Annotated in this window: 16 protein-coding genes; 6 read left to right on the top strand and 10 right to left on the bottom strand. The window is 61.2% G+C overall.

Annotated elements, in window-relative coordinates:
• Window positions 1-27: 27 nt before the first annotated feature.
• From AB4O22_RS30450 to AB4O22_RS30415, 8 genes are all read right to left on the bottom strand, one after another.
• On the bottom strand, window positions 28-912 hold the full coding sequence (locus tag AB4O22_RS30450; protein ID WP_460095723.1) for a LysR substrate-binding domain-containing protein: 885 nt from the start codon (window positions 910-912) through the stop codon (window positions 28-30).
• Window positions 913-971: 59 nt separating this feature from the next.
• Window positions 972-2,402, bottom strand: a complete 1,431-nt coding sequence (locus AB4O22_RS30445; RefSeq protein WP_460095722.1) for an amino acid permease — start codon at window positions 2,400-2,402, stop codon at window positions 972-974.
• A 135-nt stretch (window positions 2,403-2,537) separates the two neighbouring features.
• Window positions 2,538-3,791 carry a cystathionine gamma-synthase family protein gene (locus AB4O22_RS30440; RefSeq protein ID WP_460095721.1) on the bottom strand — a complete coding sequence of 418 codons (1,254 nt, stop codon included), beginning with the start codon at window positions 3,789-3,791 and terminating at the stop codon, window positions 2,538-2,540.
• Between the two features lie 672 nt (window positions 3,792-4,463).
• Entirely contained in the window at window positions 4,464-4,775 is a 312-nt protein-coding gene (locus tag AB4O22_RS30435; protein WP_013694294.1) for a contact-dependent growth inhibition system immunity protein, read from the bottom strand.
• Entirely contained in the window at window positions 4,772-9,553 is a 4,782-nt protein-coding gene (locus tag AB4O22_RS30430) for an RNase A-like domain-containing protein (RefSeq protein WP_460095719.1), read from the bottom strand. Before AB4O22_RS30430 ends, AB4O22_RS30435 begins: the two co-directional genes overlap by 4 nt.
• A 134-nt stretch (window positions 9,554-9,687) precedes the next feature.
• The gene (locus AB4O22_RS30425) at window positions 9,688-10,146 is read right to left on the bottom strand and encodes a GNAT family N-acetyltransferase (protein WP_460095718.1); all 459 of its coding nucleotides are present in this window, start codon (window positions 10,144-10,146) and stop codon (window positions 9,688-9,690) included.
• Window positions 10,147-10,248: 102 nt separating this feature from the next.
• Window positions 10,249-11,211 (bottom strand): nucleotidyl transferase AbiEii/AbiGii toxin family protein, encoded by a 963-nt coding sequence (locus AB4O22_RS30420; protein ID WP_460095717.1) that lies wholly within the window; start codon window positions 11,209-11,211, stop codon window positions 10,249-10,251.
• Window positions 11,192-11,599: a DUF6088 family protein gene (locus AB4O22_RS30415; RefSeq protein ID WP_003205962.1), complete on the bottom strand. Its 408-nt coding sequence runs from the start codon at window positions 11,597-11,599 to the stop codon at window positions 11,192-11,194. Before AB4O22_RS30415 ends, AB4O22_RS30420 begins: the two co-directional genes overlap by 20 nt.
• Window positions 11,600-12,010: 411 nt before the next feature.
• On the opposite strand from AB4O22_RS30415, the gene AB4O22_RS30410 reads away from it, so the two are divergent.
• From AB4O22_RS30410 to AB4O22_RS30385, 6 genes are read left to right on the top strand one after another with little or no spacing between them, the layout of a single operon-like run.
• Window positions 12,011-12,634, top strand: a complete 624-nt coding sequence (locus AB4O22_RS30410; RefSeq protein ID WP_027912226.1) for a CDP-alcohol phosphatidyltransferase family protein — start codon at window positions 12,011-12,013, stop codon at window positions 12,632-12,634.
• An 11-nt stretch (window positions 12,635-12,645) separates the two neighbouring features.
• The gene (locus tag AB4O22_RS30405) at window positions 12,646-14,403 is read left to right on the top strand and encodes a bifunctional alpha/beta hydrolase/class I SAM-dependent methyltransferase (RefSeq protein ID WP_460095716.1); all 1,758 of its coding nucleotides are present in this window, start codon (window positions 12,646-12,648) and stop codon (window positions 14,401-14,403) included.
• Entirely contained in the window at window positions 14,403-15,740 is a 1,338-nt protein-coding gene (locus AB4O22_RS30400) for a phosphatase PAP2/dual specificity phosphatase family protein (protein ID WP_223472540.1), read from the top strand. The genes AB4O22_RS30405 and AB4O22_RS30400 overlap by 1 nt, the downstream gene beginning before the upstream one ends.
• Window positions 15,737-16,192, top strand: a complete 456-nt coding sequence (locus AB4O22_RS30395; protein WP_460095715.1) for a hypothetical protein — start codon at window positions 15,737-15,739, stop codon at window positions 16,190-16,192. Before AB4O22_RS30400 ends, AB4O22_RS30395 begins: the two co-directional genes overlap by 4 nt.
• Window positions 16,193-16,201: 9 nt before the next feature.
• The gene (locus AB4O22_RS30390; protein ID WP_460095714.1) at window positions 16,202-16,822 is read left to right on the top strand and encodes a lysophospholipid acyltransferase family protein; all 621 of its coding nucleotides are present in this window, start codon (window positions 16,202-16,204) and stop codon (window positions 16,820-16,822) included.
• A 1-nt stretch (window position 16,823) separates the two neighbouring features.
• Window positions 16,824-17,756, top strand: coding sequence for a phosphatidate cytidylyltransferase (locus tag AB4O22_RS30385; protein ID WP_003205974.1), 933 nt, complete (start codon window positions 16,824-16,826; stop codon window positions 17,754-17,756).
• A gap of 139 nt (window positions 17,757-17,895) precedes the next feature.
• Here AB4O22_RS30385 and AB4O22_RS30380 read toward each other — a convergent pair whose 3' ends face one another.
• Together AB4O22_RS30380 and AB4O22_RS30375 are read right to left on the bottom strand one after the other, a co-directional pair.
• Complete coding sequence (locus tag AB4O22_RS30380; protein WP_223472543.1) at window positions 17,896-19,053, bottom strand: glutathionylspermidine synthase family protein; 1,158 nt, start codon at window positions 19,051-19,053, stop codon at window positions 17,896-17,898.
• Between the two features lie 12 nt (window positions 19,054-19,065).
• Window positions 19,066-19,767: a DUF1190 domain-containing protein gene (locus AB4O22_RS30375; RefSeq protein WP_223472544.1), complete on the bottom strand. Its 702-nt coding sequence runs from the start codon at window positions 19,765-19,767 to the stop codon at window positions 19,066-19,068.

Below are 19,767 nucleotides of genomic sequence, written 5' to 3'. Positions count from 1 at the left end.
AGCTCCGGATAATCTTCTAAAAACCGCTTATTTAAAACGATGCGCCTGCTCCACCAGCCAGGTGGAAAACCGCGCCGCGTCCGGGTGCTGCTCGGCCCCGGAACTGCGCACCAGGTAGAACGATTCGCTGGCTTCGATGCGCTGGGCGAAGGGTTCGACCAGGCGCCCGTCGCCAAGCATGTCACTCACCATCGACGAGCGCGCCAGGGCGATGCCCTGCCCCAGTTCAGCCATGCGCAAGGTGCAGACCAGCGTGTCGAACTGCATGCCGGTCGAGGAGTCGACGCTATCGGCACCGACCATTTTCAGCCAGTAACCCCAGCCCTCTTCGTAGCCCAGCACATGCAGCAATGGATGCTTGGCCACGTCCGCCGGCACTTTCAGCGTCGCCATCAAGGCCCGCGAGCACACCGGGAACAAGGTGTCCCAGGTCAGGCGCTGCGACACCAGGCCGGGCCATTGGCCGTGGCCCCAGCGAATTTCCATGTCGTCTTCGCCATCGAGTTCCTTGACCCAGATGTTGCTGATGTAGCGGATGTCGACGTGGGGATGCGCCTGGCGAAAATCCACCAGTTTCGGCGCCAGCCAGTGCACGAAAAACGCCAGGCTGCCGCGCACCTTGATTGGCCGACGCTTGTGCTGGCCAAAGATTTCGTTGGTGCCCACCGCCAGTCGCGTGATTGCGTCCTGTACCACCGGCAGGTACGCCTGGCCTTCCTCGGTCAGGCCCAGGCCACGGGGCAAGCGCTTGAACAGCGCCACCTCCAGGTGGCTTTCCAATTGGCGGATCTGCTGGCTGACCGCGCCCTGGGTCAAGAATAATTCGTCGGCAGCGTGGGTGAAGTTCAGGCAGCGGGCCGACACTTCGAACGCCCGCAGCCAGTTCAACGGGGGCAACGTTTTTTGCTTCATGATCTGTACCTCGTTGACCCCCACGCACCGGGCACGTTTGCCCGCCCCGTCGACTCGCCTTAGAACGCGTCGGACGGTTGTGCCACGAGGGCAACCGACAAGCGTCGCTCGCGGCTTTTGCGGGTAATGTAATACACGAAGTAACACCAGGCGATGAACGGCAGACCGAAGTACAGCGCCACTCGCTGCTCAGGGTCGAAAGCGATCCCGATACACGCCAGGCTGCAGCACACCAGCGCCCCCAGCGGCACCCACGGATAACCGCGAACGCGGAACTTGAGGTGGCGAATGTCGCCGCCGTTGGCCACATAGTGACGCCGGAAAGCGATCTGGCTCGCGGCGATGCTCATCCACACCACCACCACGGCCAGGCCGGAAATCGACACCAGCGCCAGGTAGATGGTGTCGGCGGCAAACACGCTGCTGAGCAACGACGCCGCGCCGCCGGCCATGCTGACGATGATCGCGTTGAGCGGCGTGCCCATGCGGGTCAGGGCCGAGAACTGCTTGGGCAGGTGGCCTTGGTCGCTGAGGGTCCAAAGCATCCGCGAGGCGGCGTACAACCCGGAGTTGGCCGCCGACAACAGGGCGCTGATGATCACGAAGTTCATGATGTCGGCGGAGTACGGAATGCCGATGTAGGTGAACACCGTGACGAAGGGGCTTTCGACCAGACCGGCCTGCTCGCGGGGCAACAGGGTCGCCAGGACAAAAATGGTCCCGACGAAGAACACCGCCAGGCGCAGCACGGTGGTGCGGATGGCGCGTGGCACATTGCGTTGCGGGTCCTTGGTTTCACCGGCGGCGATGCCGATCAGTTCAGTGCCGGAGAACGCGAAGGACACCGCCAGCAGCGTCATCGCAATCGGCATGAAGCCGGTAGGAAAAAGTCCTTCGCGGGTGAAGTTGCTCAAGCCGATGCTGTGGGCCTGGTCGATGTTCAGCAGGCCGAGAATCGCGCCACCGCCAATCAGCAGGAACACCACCACGGTCAGCACTTTGATCAACGACAACCAGAACTCGGTCTCGGCGAACAAACGCACCGAAATCACGTTGGTGAGGAACACCACGCCGGCAAACAGCGCGCTCCAGATCCACACCGGCGTGTCGGGAAACCAGCGCGACATGAGGATGCCGGCAGCGGTGAATTCGGAACCGATCGCCACCGTCCACGTCAGCCAATACAACCAGGCCACGGTGTAGCCGGTGCCCGGGCCGAGAAATCGCGTGGCGTAGGTGCTGAACGAACCGGTTTCAGGCATCTGCACCGCCAGTTCACCCAGGCACATCATCACCATGTAGACCATGAGCGCGCCAATGATGTAGGCGATCACCGCGCCCATGGGGCCGGCCTGGTTAACGGTATACCCGGACGTGAGAAACAGCCCGGTACCAATGACGCCACCTAATGCCAACATGACAATATGGCGCGTCTGCATTTCCTGCTTGAAGCCGGTCCGCGTATTTGTTTGTTGCTCTGTTATGGACATGGTTGTTTCTCATGAAATGTCAGGGCGCGCATCTACGTCTGCGCGAGTAAGACAAGCGCCACTGAGCTTTTATTATTATTCCTATTCATGAACGCCCCGCTGACAGCCTTGTCGCGGAGTATCAACATTCACACTTCAGCTTGCGGTCTCGATGTGGACTTCATTGAGTTGCGGATCGAGGGTCTTTTTGACGAAGGCGAAGGCCTGTTTCAGATCGTCCAATAGATCGTCGGTGTCTTCGATGCCGACCGAAACCCGCACCAGGCCTTCGGAGATACCCAGGGCCAGGCGTTCTTCCAAGGTGTTCTCGACATGGCTGGTGGTGCGGGCCGGGCCGTAGATGGTTTCCACCGCGCCCAGGTTGCCCGCGCAATGGGCGAAGCGCAGGCGCGGCAGCAGCAATTTGACCGTGTCCATGCCACCGACCAGGACAAAACTGACGATGGCGCCGAAGCCGGACATCTGCGCGCAAGCCACGGCGTGGTTCGGGTGGCTCGGCAAGCCGGGATAATTCACCGCCTCCACCAGCGGTTCGGTGCAGAGGAATTCGGCCAGGGCCCGGGCGCTGTGTTGTTGCTGGCGCATGCGCAGCGCCAGGGTCTTCATGCCACGGATGATCAGGTAGGCCGAGAACGGGTCGAGGCTCGCGCCGTTGATTTCCCGGTAATGCCGCACCTGGGCCATCAAGGCTTCGCTGCCACACACCAGGCCACCGAGCACATCGCCATGGCCGCTGAGGAACTTGGTCGCGCTATGAATCACCACGTCCACCCCCAAGGCCAGCGGGCTCTGGTTCAGCGGTGTGGCGAAAGTGTTATCGGCCACGACCACGGCGCCGACACGCTTGGCCGCTGCCACCAGGCGCGGGATGTCGAGGATTTTCAGGGTGGGGTTGGTGGGGGTTTCCAGGTACAGCACCTGGCAGCCCTTGGCGATTTCACGCTCCAGATCGTCGTGATCGAAGGTCTCGCACAAGGTCACCGCCACGCCGGTGCGCGGCAGGAACTCTTCGAAGATCTTGTTGGTGCCGCCGTAACTGTCCTTGGTCGACACCACGCGATCGCCGTGGGCCAGAAAGGTGTAGAGCACGCTGCTGATCGCCGCCATGCCGCTGCTGAAGGCCACGGCGGACTCGGCCATTTCCAGCTCGCGAATCTTGGCTTCGAGGGTCTCGACGGTCGGGTTGCTCATGCGGCTGTAGATAAAACCGGGGGCCTTGCCCAAGGCGACGTCGTACCAGACATCGATGTCGTCGTAACCGTACGCGGCGCTGGCCACGATAGGGGTTTGCGTGGCGTTGTAGGGGTGCCTGACTTGCTCCCCACCCCAAACCGCCCGGGTCCCTGCTCCCGCGTTATCAAGCCCTGTGCTGTCAGGTTTATTGTTCATTGAGGCTACTCACACTGAGGGGGTGGACGTTGAGCCATCCACCGAATCTGAGGGCCAATATAGGGAAAAGCCGCGCGCCCGAGAAACGATGTTATCGGTGCCAAAGGGGTGGTTTTTTTAATGGCTGAGGGCGAAGCAGCAACCTGCAAGTCACTGATAACCCTGTGGGGGCGAGCTTGCTCGCGATGGCGGTGGGTCAGCTGCCATTGAGGGTGACTGACCCTCCGCTATCTCGAGCAAGCTCGCTCCCACACTGGAGTTGTGGTGGCATCGAGAATGCGTGAGCGCCTGCTCTACAGGCGACCGTTGACTTAAAAGGCTGTGTGAATCATCGTGGCGAGGGAGCTTGCTCCCGCTCGGCTGCGCCGTAGGAGCTGCCGAGCGAAGCGAGGCTGCAATCTTTCCAAAGCCAGTTGAGTATCAAGCGAAAGATCCAGATCAAAAGATCGTAGCCTTCGGCAGCTCCTACCACGACCCAGCCGAGCGGGAGCAAGCTCCCTCGCCACAGGTTATCGATCGTTCCCACGCTCCTGCGTGGGAATGTCGCCAGGGACGCTCCGCGTTCCGCTTCTGGAAGGTGACGCAGAGCGTCACGGGATGCATTTCCACGCGGGAGCGTGGGAGCGATCAAAAGTATCTCGCCGCCAAAGCTGTTCTGTGATTAATCACAACTCAGCAAAGACTATCAATTGTAAAGTTCAGCCTGCTAGCGATATGCCGCAACCACACCTCGCCGGCTTCCCATGTATTCCAGTAACTGTAATAGCAACTTAACTCTTTCAACAAATACTCTTTCAACTCCAATTCATTTTTCTTTTTGCCAAGCAGGATACTTAGCTCTTGCTGAACAGCCTTCAGTATCTCGACGTCTGACTCTGCTAGAAAGGCTTCGAGGACTTGTTCAGCGGATTCATGCTCGGCGGACCAATCTTGGTGGAAATAGGCCCCAAAAAAATCATGTAGTTCAGGAAATTCTGTATTCATACTTCCGGGAATCCTGTCAGCAAAAAATATCCTGTTGGACTTCGTTGGTCTTTCTTCAAGACCAACAATACTTTTGACGCGGGTAGATAATCGGTACGACCATTTAACAGACTGACTCCCACTGGTTGGCTAAACGTATTCTTAATAGTTGTCTTTTCTTTTGGCCCAGCTAAGAAATTTTCGATTTTCTGTTCATTTGCCGCTATTGCTCTCGCCGCTGAAAACTCAGCAGTAGATCTATCAGGAAACGTAGAGGCTGCGGGGATATGCGGCTCTGCCTCCAGTCTCTGAGCCAACTGAGCATTTGTTCTGCCAATATGCTTCTCAATCAGATGCCCACCACGAGCCTCATGCGCAGCCAACCCTCCTCCCGGCACAATTTCGCTGAACGGCCCATCAGCCTCAATATCACCAGGACACTGACATGCCAACCCCAACGGATCCACCCACCCCGTCGGGTTCAGGGTGTACCGGTACCCATTGAGCCCACCCGCCAACTTGCTCGGATCAGGCGTCAGATAGCGGCCAGTCTCGGGATTGTAGTAGCGGTGGCGGTTGTAGTGCAGGCCGCTTTCGGGGTCGAAGTATTGGCCCTGGAAGCGCAGCGGTTGTTCCAGCTGTTCGCCGCCGCCGTGCTGGAGTTCGGTGAGTTGGCCGTAGCCGTTGTAGCGCGCCGACCAGACGATCTGGCCGCTGAAGCTGGTCAGTTCCTGGGGCGTGCCCAGGTGGTCGAGGTGGTAGTAGAACGGGCAGGCCTTGAGGCCTTCGCCGTCGAGCATCGCCAGCGGGCGGAAGGTGCCGGGTTCGTAGACGTAGCTGCGGTGGTGGCGCGGGCTGTTTTCGGCGACGACCTGGTCGCCCTGCCAGAAAAATTCCGTGGTCAGGCCGTCCACGGTCTTGCTGATGCGTCGGCCAAAGGCGTCGTAGCGGTAGGACGTTTCGCGCCCGTCCGCCGTGGTGACGCCGATCAGGCGGTGCTGGCTGTCGTAGCGGTAGGCGCTGACCAGGGCCTGGCCGCGGCGTTCGCGGATCAGGTTGCCGAAGGCGTCGTAGTCGTAGTGGCGGTCGCCCTCCTTCAGCAGGCGGTTGCCCTTGAGGGTGGTCGGGCCGGGGCGGTCCTGCATCAGCAGGTTGCCGGCCGGGTCGTGGCAGAAGTGTTCCGGCGGCTCGCTGTGGGAAAAGTCGATGCGGGTCAGGCGATCCAGCGGGTCGTACTGGTAGCTGCGGCGGTTTCGGTTGTCGGAAAGGGTTTGCAGGTTGCCCTTGGCGCTGTAGGCATAATCGCGCCAGAACAGTTGCTGCTGTCGACTCTGCCACACGGTCTGGGCCTTGAGACGGCCCTGTTCATCGTAGTCGTAGTCACTGAGCAGCTGGCCTTGCTGGCGTTGCCGTTCGCGCCCGCCGTCAAAGCGGTGTTCGGTCAGGCGCGAGCCGTTGAGGTCGATGGCGGTCAGTGCGCCACCCGGGGCATGGTGGTAGTCGAGCTGGCTGTCGTCCGGCAGGCGCAGGTGGTTGAGGCGCCCGCAAGCGTCGTAGCGATAACGCAGGGTGCCCCAGCCCTGGTGCTCGCAGACCAAGCGGTCCTGGGCGTCGTATTCGAAGGCCAGCGGATGATCGCTGCCGTCGTTGACGTGGACCAATCGGCCCAGCTCGTCGTAGCGGTATTCGATGGCCTGGCCGTCGGGCAAGGTCTTGACCCGCAGCCGCCCGGCCGCGTCGCGCTGGTACTGGGTGAGCCGTTGTGAACCGTCCTCGCCGTGCTCGGTTTTTTCCAGCAGGTGGCCGTTGAGGCCGTAGGCGTAGGCAGTGCGTTGGCCGTCGAAGCCGACTTGCTGTCGGATCAAGCCGTTGGGCGTGTAGTCCAGCTGATATTTTTCGCCGGATTCGTTTTCGATTTCGGTCAGCAACAGCCGCGCCGAGTCGTAGCGGTACTTCAGCTCGCTGCCGTCGGGGTTCAGGCGGCGGCTGACCAGGTGCAGGTCGTCGGCGTATTCGTAGCGGGTGACCCGCCCTTGTTCATCGCACTCGGCGGTGACCTTGCCGTAGGCGTTGTAGCGCCAGGTTCGGGTGGCACCGTTGGGCAAGGTCACCTGCAGCAGTCGGCCGACGGCGTCCCATTGGTAGTGCGTGAGCGCGCCGTGTTCGTCCTGGCGGCTGAGCAAACGCCCCAGGGCGTCGTAGGAAAAACACCGGCGACCGCCGTCGGGCAGGATCTCTTCGGTCAGTTGGCCCAGGCGACTCCAGGTGAAGCGATGTTCACCACCGTCCGGGGCATACGTCGCCAGCAGTTGCCCATGGGCGTCGTAGGCATATTCCGTGCGCCGGCCATCCGGGTCGATGAGGACGATCACGTCGCCGCGGGCATTGCGCCGGTAGGTCCACACGGCCTTGCCGCGTGAACGGACGTGCAGGAAACCGTTGCGGTATTCGTAGTACGTCGGCGCCTCATCCGGGGGAAGCAGCGCCACCAGCCGTCCGACCTCGTCGTAGCGGTATTCGCTGACCGCCCCCAACGGGTCCTGCTCAGCAATCAGCCGGCCCTGTTCGTCGTAGGCCTTGAGGTGCTCGCCGCCGTCGGGCTCGACCTTGCGCACCAGCCGCGCCCGCTCGTCGTGGACATACACCTCCTGGCTGCCATCCAGGTGCTGGACCGTGACGCTGCCGTCTTCGCCCCAGGTGTAGCGGCTGTCCATCTGCGCAAACGAGGCCCAATGCCGTACGCAGCGGGACGCCGGCCCGAGGCCTTGCCATTCCCAATAAAAACTCGCGCCACCGGCCAGTTGCCGCTGGAGAATGACGTGCTGGTCGTCGTAGTCGTAGCGCTCGCTTTCACCGGCAGCATTGGTCGCTTCGATCAGTCGGAAACGTCCGTCGTAGCGGTAGGAAACCAGCGTCTGTTCGGTCCGCCAGGCTTCGTCGAGGGTGATGGCGGGATGGAAGCTCTGGTAATCGACTGCGATCAGGTGGCGCTGCTCGTAACGCAGGCGCAGGGCGCGCCCGGCGCCGTTGTCCAGGCGGCTGATGTCGCCATGGATGTTGCGCAGGATGGTCAGGCGGTTGTCGTAGCGGTCGCTGAGGGCGCTCAGGTGGCCGTCGCGAAAGTGCAGGAATGGAGCGTTTTCGCCGGGTTGGGCGACGATCAGTTCGTCCGCCTCGGTGCCCAGGTAGATCGCTGCGCGGGCCAGGCTGTTGTGGATCGCCGGACGCTGGGCGCTGAGCAGCGGAAAGGTCGTGCGGCGGTTTTCCTGGTCGACCCAGGTGACCTGCTCACCGTCGAGTTCCAAGCGATGGGCCAGGGCATGGCTCCAACCGCGCCCGAGGCCGACGTCCAGGTCGGCGGCGCTGGTGCGGTACAAACGGGTGAAGACGAACGGCAAGCGACCATCGAGGGTGCCGTCGTCGAGGGTCAGCAGTTCTTCGCCGGTGACCATCGACACCGGGCAGCCGCTGGTCTGGGTCTGGGCCGCAGTGTCGGCGCTGTCGCCGTTGGGGTTTTTCGACTGGGCCGGGGCGTCGTCGTGGGGTTCGTGCTCGCTCAGGCGTGTAGAGGGCTGGGATTTTTCCCGCGCCACGGCGGCTGGATTGCTGACGGACAGGGGGGCAGAGTGTTCGGGGGTGATGTGCAAAGGTCCGACAGGCGTCGGTTTTAAAGGTCCGCGCTGGCTGACCACCAACGGTTTGAGCACATCGGCATGCTGATTGAGCCGGTCAGGGGCGAGTTGGCCCAATCTCAGGCTCGACGCCAGCAACCACTCCCGGGCCCGCTCGGAGCGGACCCGGCCCAGCACGTTTCCGCTCATGCGCAGCCCCAGGCCCAGCCCCCCGGTCAAACGCATCAGCAGGAAATTGATCAGTACCGAGGCGCGCAGCTCTCCGACAACTTCGGCCACGTACTGAGGCGGCAACATTCGCACCCAACTGGTGAACGCGGCCACGTGGACGAAGAGCAACGGCTCGTCGCTCAACACCATCAGCCCTTTGGCGATCGCCTCGGAGGACGCCCTCAGTAGCTGTTCAAGCTCGACTTGAGTCAGGTACTCCAACAACTTTTCGCTGTTGGCCTGCAAGTCGGCCAGCAGCCCGAAAACCTGTTTAACGTCGTCCCACAGCTGATGCAGGGCATTTTTGAAGCCGCGCCAATCGGCTTGCTGCAACGCGCTGTAACGCTCGAGAAACCCGGCCTCGGAAAACTCCGTCCACAGCGGTTGAAACTGCTCCCACTCCGCTTTCAGCCAGCCCTCGAGTTCGTCGATCACGCCTTGGTAAGACGCGTACAACGCCTTGACGTGATCAGCCGTGACATGGGGGAAAAAGGTGATGCGATAACGCTGGCCTCGCCAACACTCAGGGACTTCCAGAATGCCGCTGGGGCCGATTACGTGATGGATCGGCTCACCGAAAGTTTCCTGCCCTGGCTCGCCCCCAATGACCGATTCCAGCATCACCGGCGTGTCGCCAATCGGCACGAAGCGCGCCGCCTGGAACATGTGCACCAGCGTCAGCGGCCCCTCCGCCGGACAAGCCACCACCGTGGCGCTGATGGGTTTATCCAGGTTTTTCGGCGCGGCCAGGGAAACCTCATTGCCGACCTTGAACACTTGCTCAAGATCCAGCGCCCAACCGGCCCAGAAGCTTTCAGCCCAAGAGTCGTAGTCGTTCAGGCAGGTTCGAAAATCCCGGAAAACTGCTTCGACATCCGGCTGCTCGGGGTCCATGACTGCCATCACCAGCGAACCAATGACGTTGCCTTGGGCAAGGGTTTTGTCGTAGTTGGGCATGCAGGCAGCTCGCGGCGCAGGAGTGGGCGCGAGACTCTGCCTGCGATGGCGAGAGAAATAAGTCAGGAAAAGAGGGAATGGATGTAGGGCGATTCGCTAAATTTAGACGCTTGGCGTGGAAAACCCGCCGATGACTATAAACACCGAGCCATCAGCCACTGCCCTTTCCCCCAAGCCTCAAAGCGCTCCAGCACGTCCCAACCCAGCTTGGCGTAATAATCACGTTGGCTGTGGGTGTGCAGGAACAAGGTGATGATTCCAGCCTCTCGCGCATGGTTGCATATGCCTTCGATCAACTGCGCTGCAAGCCCTCTGCGTCGAGCCCCTGGGGTGATGAACACACACGCCAGCCATGGGCCCAGCTCTGGCCGGTCAGGCAGGTCGTGGCTGGCCAGTGAAGCGCCGCCGAGCAACTGGTCGTGTTCCATGGCGATCAGGCACTTCCAGCGGCCATCGTGCTGCCCCGCAGCGAATTCCTGCTGCCAACTGGCGAGCGATTGCTGGGCAAATTCATAACTGAATTCCCGATGGAGCCACTCGGCCATCTGGTCGCTTTTATCCATGTGGTTAGTGAGCCAATCCATTTGCAGCATTTGAAACACTCCTTGTATTTAGTCAGCCGGCCACTGACCCGCTTTGCTCGAAAGAAGACACCCGCGTGCAGAATCCCTTAACCCGTTTATGATCCGAGAGTTTCACAGTGTCCGAATCAACGCTTCGGCGTGCAGACGAAACACGACATAAGCTTCATCAAAGCTCGGGCGGACATTGCCAAAAATCAGCGGCATGAGCTTCGCGTCGTACTGGCTACGAATCAGCGCATCCGAACTCGCCTGATGGAGAGCGCTCCGCATGACATCTCCCGGATCGTCAGCAAATGGAGGAAACTGCCGACCAAATTCGAGCGCATCAAACTCCACCAGACGTTTGAAACCGAGAGCGGCTCGTTCGCCGACAGCCGGATCGCCACGACTTATGCAGTAAACATCATAGATATGCCGCACCAACGTATCGTCCCACGGCTGGAGCATGGCTCCGGCTTGGTGTTGGGCGTAGCGGCGAAGAAACGAAATGACTTTCTCCGCAAGCGTTTCCTCAACCGCTACGCAGGCAATATCACCCAATCGCCCAGACCTGGCGGCGAGTCGATTGACCAGGTACTCCAGCGGCTGCTGAGTCACTTCAAACTGTGGGATTCGCGCAGTCAGCTCAAGGCTTAGATAAGGGCGCAAACTGGTGTCGTGAGGGTATTGCGGAGCATATTGCCAACGACTAGCGAAGTATCGGTTTTCATTCCGGGCTACACGCGCTTCCACTATTTCCTCGAAACCGAGCTCGGCGAGGACATGACGAACCTGAGCCTTCAGGTTGCTGAGATGCCGCTTCTGAGCCGAGGCACTTAACGCATCAGGCTCGTCCAAAACGATCTTTAAGTCGACGTCCTCCGACATACGCTCGATCAGTTGGTAAGCCTTCGACAGGCTTGTGCCGCCGCAAAACACCAGGCGAACACCTGGAAACCGCATCCCCATCAGAGCTTGCAAAGCATCCGTCACGTGGACGTCTTTTTCCAGGATGCTAGCCGTAAGCAGCCCGACATCGACCTCAGCCAACACCGCATCGATTAACTCGACCTGTTCAGGCGTGATGATTTTCATAAACGACGTACCGACCACCGAAGCCGAGCTTGCGATTAATACGCCGTGAACCCGTGTCGAAAACGATGCCGGCGGGTAGCTGCAAGCTATCGCTGGCGTTGTATTCACGCACTGCGCGTCCCGCCGTGATCTTCACGCCAAGCTTTTGCAGAACCAAAGGTGCCAAGACTTCAAGGGGGCGAACCGGTATCGGCTTGCCCGTAAGCACACTGGCCTTGGCCTTTGCGAAGACACCCACGCCGAGCTTGACCAATACACCGTTGGCCACCAGATGACGCAGCGCTCGGGATACCTGCGCGGGGCTGCCGAAGTCGGAAAACTCGGAGCGTAGAAACACATCGTCCTTTCGCAAGGCGATTGATCTTTTAAGCCGCTCTTCGATAACCATGGCTTACCTCCCGGCAGCACCTAACAAAAAACAACTCTCAACAGATTGTTTTATAAGGAGATTTTAATACAAATAGTGCTCACAACTTGCTCAGTATAAATCAGAGTCAAAACATCGGCCAATGCAGCCTTGAAACAGGATCGCATGCACAGCGCACTATTCATTTCAGACACAAAACCTGTGGGAGCGAGCTTGCTCGCGAATGCGCTGGGTCAGCCGCCATGGATGTTGACTGAAACACCGCATTCGCGAGCAAGCTCGCTCCCACATTGGCTATTTCTTGCACAGGTCATTGGTTTTAGATGCCTACCCGCACGCATTCTCGAGAAATACCCGCCTGCAACCCTTCAACCTATCGTAATCTCGCACCTGTATAAGCCCAGCCCCGCAACCGGCCGAGATCTCACCCCGATGCCCTCCATCTACCAACTCAAGCCCGCCTTTCAAAATCTGCTGCGCCCCATGGTTCAACGCCTCTACAACAACGGTGTCACCGCCAACCAGGTCACGGTGCTCGCCGGCATCGTTTCAGTCCTGGTCGGTGCGGTCATCGCCTGGTTTGCCAACCATCCGTGGATCTTCGTCCTGGTGCCAATCTGGATGATCCTGCGCATGGCGTTGAATGCCGTGGACGGCATGTTGGCCCGGGAGTTTGGTCAGCAATCGCATCTGGGCGCCTACCTCAATGAGCTATGCGATATCATCGCCGACGCTGCCCTGATCCTGCCTTTTGCCCTGTTTGCCGATACCAGTCTGTTGCTCGTGTTGTTGGTCACGCTGTTGGCGTTGTTCAGCGAATACGCCGGCGTGCTCGGGGCGATGGTGGGGGCTTCGCGGCGGTATGACGGGCCGATGGGCAAGAGTGATCGCGCCTTTGTGTTGGGCGTGCTGGCGACCGGCATTGCCCTGGGTTGGCTCGGGGCGCTCTGGGTAGATGGTGTGATGGCGGTGGTTGCCGCCCTGCTGGTTTATACCTTGGTCAATCGGGTCCGTCATGGCCTGAGCCAAGTGAAGGAAAACGCTCCCTCAGCATAAAGGAACTTGCAATGCGCGAAGCCCAGGAACTGACGTTCACCACCCACGATGGCGTGGAGTTGTTCTACCGGCACTGGCCGGCTGTCGACGCGGCGGCGGGTGAGCCCCGCCAGGCTGTGTTGTTGTTTCATCGCGGTCATGAACACTCCGGGCGCATTGCGCACCTGGTGGATGAACTGGACCTGCCCGGGTTCGACTTCTTTGCCTGGGACGCACGCGGCCATGGCCAGTCGCCTGGCGAACGAGGCGACAGCCCGAGCTTTGCCGCCAGTGCGCGGGATGTGCAGACCTTCTGCGATCACATCGGCGTGGCGCATCAGATCGACGAAGCAAACATCGCCGTGGTCGCACAAAGTGTCGGCGCGGTGATCGCGTCCACCTGGGTCCACGACTACGCGCCGCGCATTCGCTCGCTGGTGCTGGCGTCGCCGGCGTTCAAGGTCAAGCTCTACGTGCCATTCGCCCGTCCGGGCCTGGCGCTGATGCGCAAGTTGCGTGGCAACTTCTTCGTCAACAGCTACGTCAAGCCGAAATTCCTCAGCCATGACCCGGAGCGCGTGGCGTCCTACGACAGCGACCCGTTGATCACCAAGGCCATTTCGGTGAACGTGCTGCTGGGCCTGTACGAAGCCGCCGACCGCGTGGTGGCCGATGCCCAGGCGATCCAGGTGCCAACGCAGTTGTTGATCTCCGGCTCGGACTTTGTCGTGCACCGCAAACCCCAGGAGCAGTTCTTCGAGCGCCTGGGCAGCCTGCACAAAGAGAAGCACATCCTGCCGGGTTTCTTCCACGACACCCTCGGCGAGAAGAACCGCGCGCCGGCCGTTGCCAGTGCCCGCCGCTTCATCCTGCAGAACTTTGCCCGACCGCTGGACCGCCCTTCCCTGCTCGACGCCGATCGCCTGGGCGCGACCTGCGCCGAAGCCGAAACCCTGGCCACGCCGCTGCCGCACAATTCGTTGCGCGACCTCTACTGGCGCATGACCCGCGCCAGCATGCGCTTTGGCAGCAAGTTGTCGGCCGGGGTGAAGCTGGGCTTCGACACCGGGTTCGACTCCGGCAGTACCCTGGATTACGTCTACCGCAACCGCCCCACCGGCACCTCGGCGCTGGGCAAGATGATTGACCAGAACTACCTGAACTCCATCGGCTGGCGCGGCATTCGCCAACGCAAGCTGAACGTCGAGGAATTGCTGCGCCTGGCGATGGCCGAATTGCGCGCCCAAGACCGCGAGGTGCGCATCGTCGACATCGCCGCCGGCCATGGCCGCTACATTCTTGAAGCGCTGCAAGGCGTCAGCCCGTTGCCCGAGTCGATCCTGCTGCGCGACTACAGCGACATCAACGTGCGCGACGGCAGTGCGCTGATCGTGGAAAAAGGCTTGGGCGATATCGCCCGATTCGTCAAAGGCGATGCCTTCGACCGCCAGGATCTGGCAGCGTTGGAACCGAAACCAACCCTCGCCGTGGTGTCGGGCCTGTACGAGTTGTTTGCCGACAACCAACTGGTCGGTGGCTCCCTCGCCGGCCTGGCCGAAGCCGTGGAGCCTGGCGGTTTCCTGGTCTACACCGGCCAGCCGTGGCACCCGCAACTGGAGCTGATCGCCCGCGCCCTCACCAGCCACCGCGCAGGTCAGGCCTGGGTGATGCGTCGACGCACCCAGGCAGAGATGGATCAATTGGTTGAGGCGGCGGGCTTCCGCAAGATCACCCTGCGGGTCGATGAATGGGGCATTTTCAGCGTTTCGCTGGCCCAGCGAGTGCAGTAATGAGCGCCGTCATCACCCCGGCCCGCGAGCCCGCACTGCTGAAACCGGCGGTGCTGTGGCTGCTGTTGCTGGCGCCGCTGTTCTTCACCACCTATGGCTTCGCCACCTGGGTCACGTCCCAGCGTGACGACGTCGGCACGCTGGTGTTCGCCTGGGAAAGCCACATGCCGTTCATGGCCTGGACCATCGTGCCTTACTGGTCGATTGATCTGCTGTACGGCCTGTCCTTGCTGTTGCCCACCAGCCGCGAAGAACTCAAGCGCCACGCCTTGCGCCTGCTCACGGCCCAGGCGATTGCGGTCAGTTGCTTCCTGCTCTGGCCGTTGCGCTTTACCTTCCCCCGTCCGGAAATGGACGGGGTGTTCGGTTGGTTGTTCGAAGTGCTGGCGGGTTTCGACAAGCCGTTCAACCAGGCGCCGTCGCTGCACATCGCGTTGCTGGTGGTGCTGTGGGTCTGCTATCAGCGGCATCTGCAGGGCTTCTGGCGCTGGGTGATGCACGGTTGGTTCGCATTGATCGGCGTGTCGGTGCTGACCACTTATCAACATCACTTCATTGACCTGCCCACGGGCGCGCTGGCCGGTTGGCTGTGTGTCTGGCTGTGGCCGCTGGACCGTCCGAGTCCGCTGCTGAGTGCGCGGCTGGCGGTAGATCCTGCCCGCCGACGCTTGGCCTTGCGTTATGGCTTGGGCGCGGCGGCGCTGTTCATCCCGGCGTTTGCCTTCGGCGGCGCGTGGCTCTGGCTGATCTGGCCGGCGGTCGCGGTGCTCATGGTGGCGCTGAATTACCTGTTGTTCGGTGCCGACGGTTTCCAGAAGCGTGCCGATGGTCGCTTGAGTCCGGCGGCGCGCTGGTTGCTGGCGCCTTATCTGGCGGCGGCGTGGATCAATTCGCGCAGTTGGACGCGCAAGCATCCGCAGCCGGACCAGGTGGCGGATAACGTCTGGCTGGGGCGCATCCCCACGCCGATGGAGCTGAAGGACAGTGCGTTTACCGGGGTGCTCGACCTCTGCGCAGAACTGTCCATGGACAGCACGGGCGTCGCCTATCGCTCATTGCCGGTGCTCGACCTGACCGCTCCGACCGCCGAGCAATGCCTGAAAGCGGCAGAAGCCATCGAAAGCCTGCGCCAGCACGGGCCGGTGCTGGTCTGCTGCGCCCTGGGTTATTCGCGCAGCGCCACGGCGGTGGTTGCCTGGTTGTTGCACAGTGGGCGGGCAGCGAACGTTGACGCGGCGATCGTGCAAATCCAGCGCGCTCGACCGCGTATCGTCTTGCACGCGGCGCACCGTCGCGCGCTGGAACAGTTATCCACAGCACAGGGGGAATATCCATGATCACTGATATGGAGCTCCACACCGTGGCGAGCCTGTTGCGCCGGGGCCATTCGCTGGATCAACTGTCCACCGGGCTGACGCTGCTGGCGGTACTGCTGGGGTTCGGGCAGTGGCTGGTGGGCGTTATCGATCCGTGGTTGCTGCTGTTGAGTGCCGCACTGATCGTCCTCGGGGTGCTGGAGAAATACTGGGCGCTGCGCGTGGCATTCGATGCCGATCTGTTCCAGCGCATGGCTGACAGCAGCCAATCCCTGGCCGAACGCACCTATACCTTGGACCAGGCCCTCACCTCGCTGGGCCTGCAACCGGCCGCACGTGCAGGCCGTCTGTGGACCGAACGCCGGCACGGCGCGTTGTTGCTGCTGCGCCGGCAATCGCGGTTGCTGGCTGCACAAGTTGTCTTGACGCTGGGCTTCATCCTGGCCAGTCCCTGGCTAGCTTTCTCAGGATAAGGAATCCTCATGTTCGAACCCGTGGTCGCCAACCTCATCACCTCCGCCGCCCGCATGGTCACGGGCGCTCGCAGCCTGTGGCTCGGCTGCGCGCCGACGCCGGTGCAGCGGATCTACTTCGCCAACCACAGCAGCCACGGTGACTTCGTGTTGCTCTGGGCCTCGCTGCCGCCAGCGCTGCGCAGGCTCACCCGCCCGGTGGCGGGAGCCGACTATTGGCAAACCAGCCCGGTGCGGCGCTACATCATCAACCGGGTGTTCAACGGCGTGCTGGTGGACCGCGAGCGCAAGGATCCTTCCTACAGCCCATTGCAGCCGATGCTCGATGCGCTGGAAAACGGCGACTCGCTGATCATCTTTCCGGAAGGCACACGCAATCCGGAGGAAGACCTGTTGCCCTTCAAGAGCGGGATCTATCACTTGATGAAGAATCACCCCGAGGTCGAGGTGATCCCGGTGTGGATCGCCAACCTCAACCGCGTCATGCCCAAGGGCCGGGTTCTGCCTCTGCCACTGTTATGCACCACCAGTTTCGGCGCACCGCTGTGCATCGAAGAAGGTGAAAGCAAAGAGCAATTTCTTGAACGCAGTCGCGCCGCGCTGCTGGCACTGGCCCCGGAGCACGTCTGACATGGATCGATATACCCTGATGTTGTTTGGCGGGATCGGCGCCATTCTGGTGCTGGCTTCGTTGATCGGTTTCATTCTCAGGCTGCGGACTAAAGGCGCGCCGAATTCCGTCATCGACAACCTCAATGCGCGGATCAATGCCTGGTGGATCATGGTGCTGGTGATCGGCATCGCGTTCTGGCTCGGCAACGCGGCGGTGATCCTGTTGTTCTACGCGGTGTCGTTCTACGCCCTGCGAGAATTCCTGACCCTGACCCCGACCCGGCGCAGTGATTATCCGGCCCTGGTGGCCGCGTTCTACCTGGCGCTGCCGCTGCAATACCTGTTGATCTACTACGACTGGTACGGGCTGTTTTCGATCTTCATCCCGGTGTATGTGTTCCTGCTGCTGCCGATCCTGGCGTCCCTGGGCGGCGACAGCACGCACTTCCTGGAGCGCGCTTCCAAGGTTCAGTGGGGCTTGATGATCGCGGTGTTCTGCATCTCCTTCGTCCCGGCCCTGCTGACGTTGGACATCGCCGGTTTCGAAGGGCGCAACCTGTTGCTGATCGCGTATCTGGTGATCGTGGTGCAGCTCTCGGATGTGTTGCAGTACGTCTGCGGCAAGCTGTTCGGCAAACACAAGATCGCGCCGAACCTGTCGCCCTCGAAAACCGTGGAAGGGTTTGTCGGCGGCATTTTCCTGGCCTCGCTGATCGGTGGCGCGCTGTGGTGGATCACGCCGTTCAATCCCTGGCAGTCGTTCCTCATCGCCTTGCTGATCAACTTGCTGGGGTTCGCTGGCGGCATCGTCATGTCAGCGATCAAGCGCGACCGCGGCGTCAAGGACTGGGGCCACATGATCGAAGGCCACGGCGGCATGCTCGACCGGTTGGACTCGGTCTGCTTCGCGGCGCCGATCTTCTTCCACCTGGTGCGGTACTGGTGGACCTGAAAAAGCCTGTGACGAACACCTAAACCTGTGGGAGCGAGCTTGCTCGCGATAGGGCCAGGTCAGCCAACATTGATGTCGGCTGATCTACCGCTATCGCGAGCAAGCTCGCTCCCACTGGGGCTTGGGTGTGGAGGGAGAATCAGTCGAGGATCAGGTGCGGCAAGAACCGGCTTGAATCCTTGGTGATCAGGCTGTTGTCTTCCCGCACGCCAATGCCAGCGGCCTGGTCGCCGATGACCCAGGAGCCGATCAGGGTGTAGCTGTCGTCAAAGCGTGGCAGTGGCGCGAATTCCTGGAGGATGAACGGGGCGTCGGTGTAGGGGCCGTCTTCTTTTACGATCAGGCCATCAGCGGTCTGCAGCTCGATGTTGGCGCCCTCCCGGGAAAAGAACGGCTTGCGCACCCAGCCCTTGGGCACCGCTTTGCTCGTGTCGGTATCCAGGTGGGCCGCGAGCAGGTTCGGGTGGCCTTTGTTGAATTCCCAGAGCAGCGGCAGGATGCCTTTGTTCGAGATGATCGACTTCCAGGCCGGCTCGAAAAACTGCGTATCGCACTGGGCAATCGCTTCACCAAACGGCTCGTGGAAGATGAACTCCCAGGCATGCAGCTTGAACAGGTGCGGAATCCAGCGCTCTTCCAGGTCGACAAAACGCCCGTCACTGTTGAGGCCGATGTCTTCGATATCGATGTGCCGCGATTCAATGCCGACTTTTTCCGCGATCAGGCGCAAGTAGTCCGTGGTGCCCTTGTCTTCCACCGAGCCTTTCATCGAGGCGAAATAAAACGGCTCTTTGAGCTGCAACTGGGCAAAGGCCTGGTGCAGCTTGGTGTCGATGCTGTTGAACTGGTCGGCATGCTTGGGCAGCAAACCGCGCTCGATGCATTGCTCCAGCCAACCCCACTGGAACGCCGCCGCTTCGTAGAGGCTGGTCGGCGTGTCGTAGTTGAGCTCCAACAGCTTGGCGGGGCCGCTGCCGTTGTAGGAGAAATCCATACGCCCATACAGATGCGGGTGGCCTTCGAGCCATGAAGTGCGCACCAGGTCGAAAAACGGCGCGGGAATGCTCAGGCGTTCCAGCAGTTCTTCGCTCTGGACCACGCGGGCCACGAGGTCCATGCACATGTCATGGATCTCGGTGGTCGGGTCTTCCAGGTCGTCCTCGATCTGCTTGAGGGTGAACTGGTAGTACGCGCTTTCGTCCCAGTAGGGTTCGTCGTCGATGGTGTGGAACAGAAAGCCGAGCTGCTCGGCAGTCTGCTTCCAGTCATGACGTTCTGCGCAATGGATCTTCTTCATGGCGCTGGTTCCTCAACCGCCGGAGCTGCTCGAACCGCCCCAACCGCTGCGGGCACTCGACTTGCTGCCGAAGCCACCGCGAGACGTGGAGGACGCGACGGACATCGCCTTGCTGGTCTTGATGGAGTCGGTATAGCCGCCGTACCGCGCCTGGTTGGACTTGGTAAAGGTCGAGCCACTGGACACCCGCTGGCTGAGGGTCGAGGACCCGTAGTCGCCTCGATCATCGCGGTAGCGGTAGACCGGCTCGGAGTAATAGCTGTTGCGGTTGCCGCTCAACATGTTGCCGATCAGCATGCCGGTCAGCAGGTTGCCGAAGCCTGAACCACCGACGTTCGCTTCCGAAGCCGGCAATTGGGCCCGGGCAGCGTCGACCTGGGATTGCGTGACCTCGCCATCGGCGCTCAGCTCGAAACCACCCAGCTTGGGGATGAACTGACCGGACGAGTCCTGCTGGCACCAATCGGGGACAAAGTCGGCATCGCAATCGGCCTGGCTGACGTACGTCGGCGCGATGCGACGATGCTCGGCCATGGCGCTCATGTAGGCGTCGGCGCAAATGTCCACCGGCAGCTTTTCATCGACACATTGCTGGACGGACTGGAAGTTGTACTTCTTCTGCAACTTGTAGGTTTTTTCCGTAGGCCCGCAGCCGGATATCGCCAGGGCGACCGACGCGGCCAGCGAAAGCTGGACGTACTTGCTTCGTTTCAT

Source organism: Pseudomonas sp. S3_B11, from assembly GCF_054667715.1.
Note: the sequence above shows the minus strand (reverse complement) of the source record. Positions and strands in the feature narration are given on the sequence as shown.

Excerpts from the sequence above, each read along its gene's own strand:
- AB4O22_RS30450 (WP_460095723.1), bottom strand. The coding sequence starts at position 912 with ATGAAGCAAAAAACGTTGCCCCCGTTGAACTGGCTGCGGGCGTTCGAA.
- AB4O22_RS30445 (WP_460095722.1), bottom strand. The coding sequence starts at position 2,402 with ATGTCCATAACAGAGCAACAAACAAATACGCGGACCGGCTTCAAGCAG.
- AB4O22_RS30415 (WP_003205962.1), bottom strand. The coding sequence starts at position 11,599 with ATGGTTATCGAAGAGCGGCTTAAAAGATCAATCGCCTTGCGAAAGGAC.
- AB4O22_RS30420 (WP_460095717.1), bottom strand. The coding sequence starts at position 11,211 with ATGAAAATCATCACGCCTGAACAGGTCGAGTTAATCGATGCGGTGTTG.
- AB4O22_RS30435 (WP_013694294.1), bottom strand. The coding sequence starts at position 4,775 with ATGAATACAGAATTTCCTGAACTACATGATTTTTTTGGGGCCTATTTC.
- AB4O22_RS30380 (WP_223472543.1), bottom strand. The coding sequence starts at position 19,053 with ATGAAGAAGATCCATTGCGCAGAACGTCATGACTGGAAGCAGACTGCC.
- AB4O22_RS30430 (WP_460095719.1), bottom strand. The coding sequence starts at position 9,553 with ATGCCCAACTACGACAAAACCCTTGCCCAAGGCAACGTCATTGGTTCG.
- AB4O22_RS30400 (WP_223472540.1), top strand. The coding sequence starts at position 14,403 with ATGAGCGCCGTCATCACCCCGGCCCGCGAGCCCGCACTGCTGAAACCG.
- AB4O22_RS30405 (WP_460095716.1), top strand. The coding sequence starts at position 12,646 with ATGCGCGAAGCCCAGGAACTGACGTTCACCACCCACGATGGCGTGGAG.
- AB4O22_RS30390 (WP_460095714.1), top strand. The coding sequence starts at position 16,202 with ATGTTCGAACCCGTGGTCGCCAACCTCATCACCTCCGCCGCCCGCATG.
- AB4O22_RS30385 (WP_003205974.1), top strand. The coding sequence starts at position 16,824 with ATGGATCGATATACCCTGATGTTGTTTGGCGGGATCGGCGCCATTCTG.
- AB4O22_RS30440 (WP_460095721.1), bottom strand. The coding sequence starts at position 3,791 with ATGAACAATAAACCTGACAGCACAGGGCTTGATAACGCGGGAGCAGGG.
- AB4O22_RS30375 (WP_223472544.1), bottom strand. The coding sequence starts at position 19,767 with ATGAAACGAAGCAAGTACGTCCAGCTTTCGCTGGCCGCGTCGGTCGCC.
- AB4O22_RS30410 (WP_027912226.1), top strand. The coding sequence starts at position 12,011 with ATGCCCTCCATCTACCAACTCAAGCCCGCCTTTCAAAATCTGCTGCGC.
- AB4O22_RS30395 (WP_460095715.1), top strand. The coding sequence starts at position 15,737 with ATGATCACTGATATGGAGCTCCACACCGTGGCGAGCCTGTTGCGCCGG.
- AB4O22_RS30425 (WP_460095718.1), bottom strand. The coding sequence starts at position 10,146 with ATGCTGCAAATGGATTGGCTCACTAACCACATGGATAAAAGCGACCAG.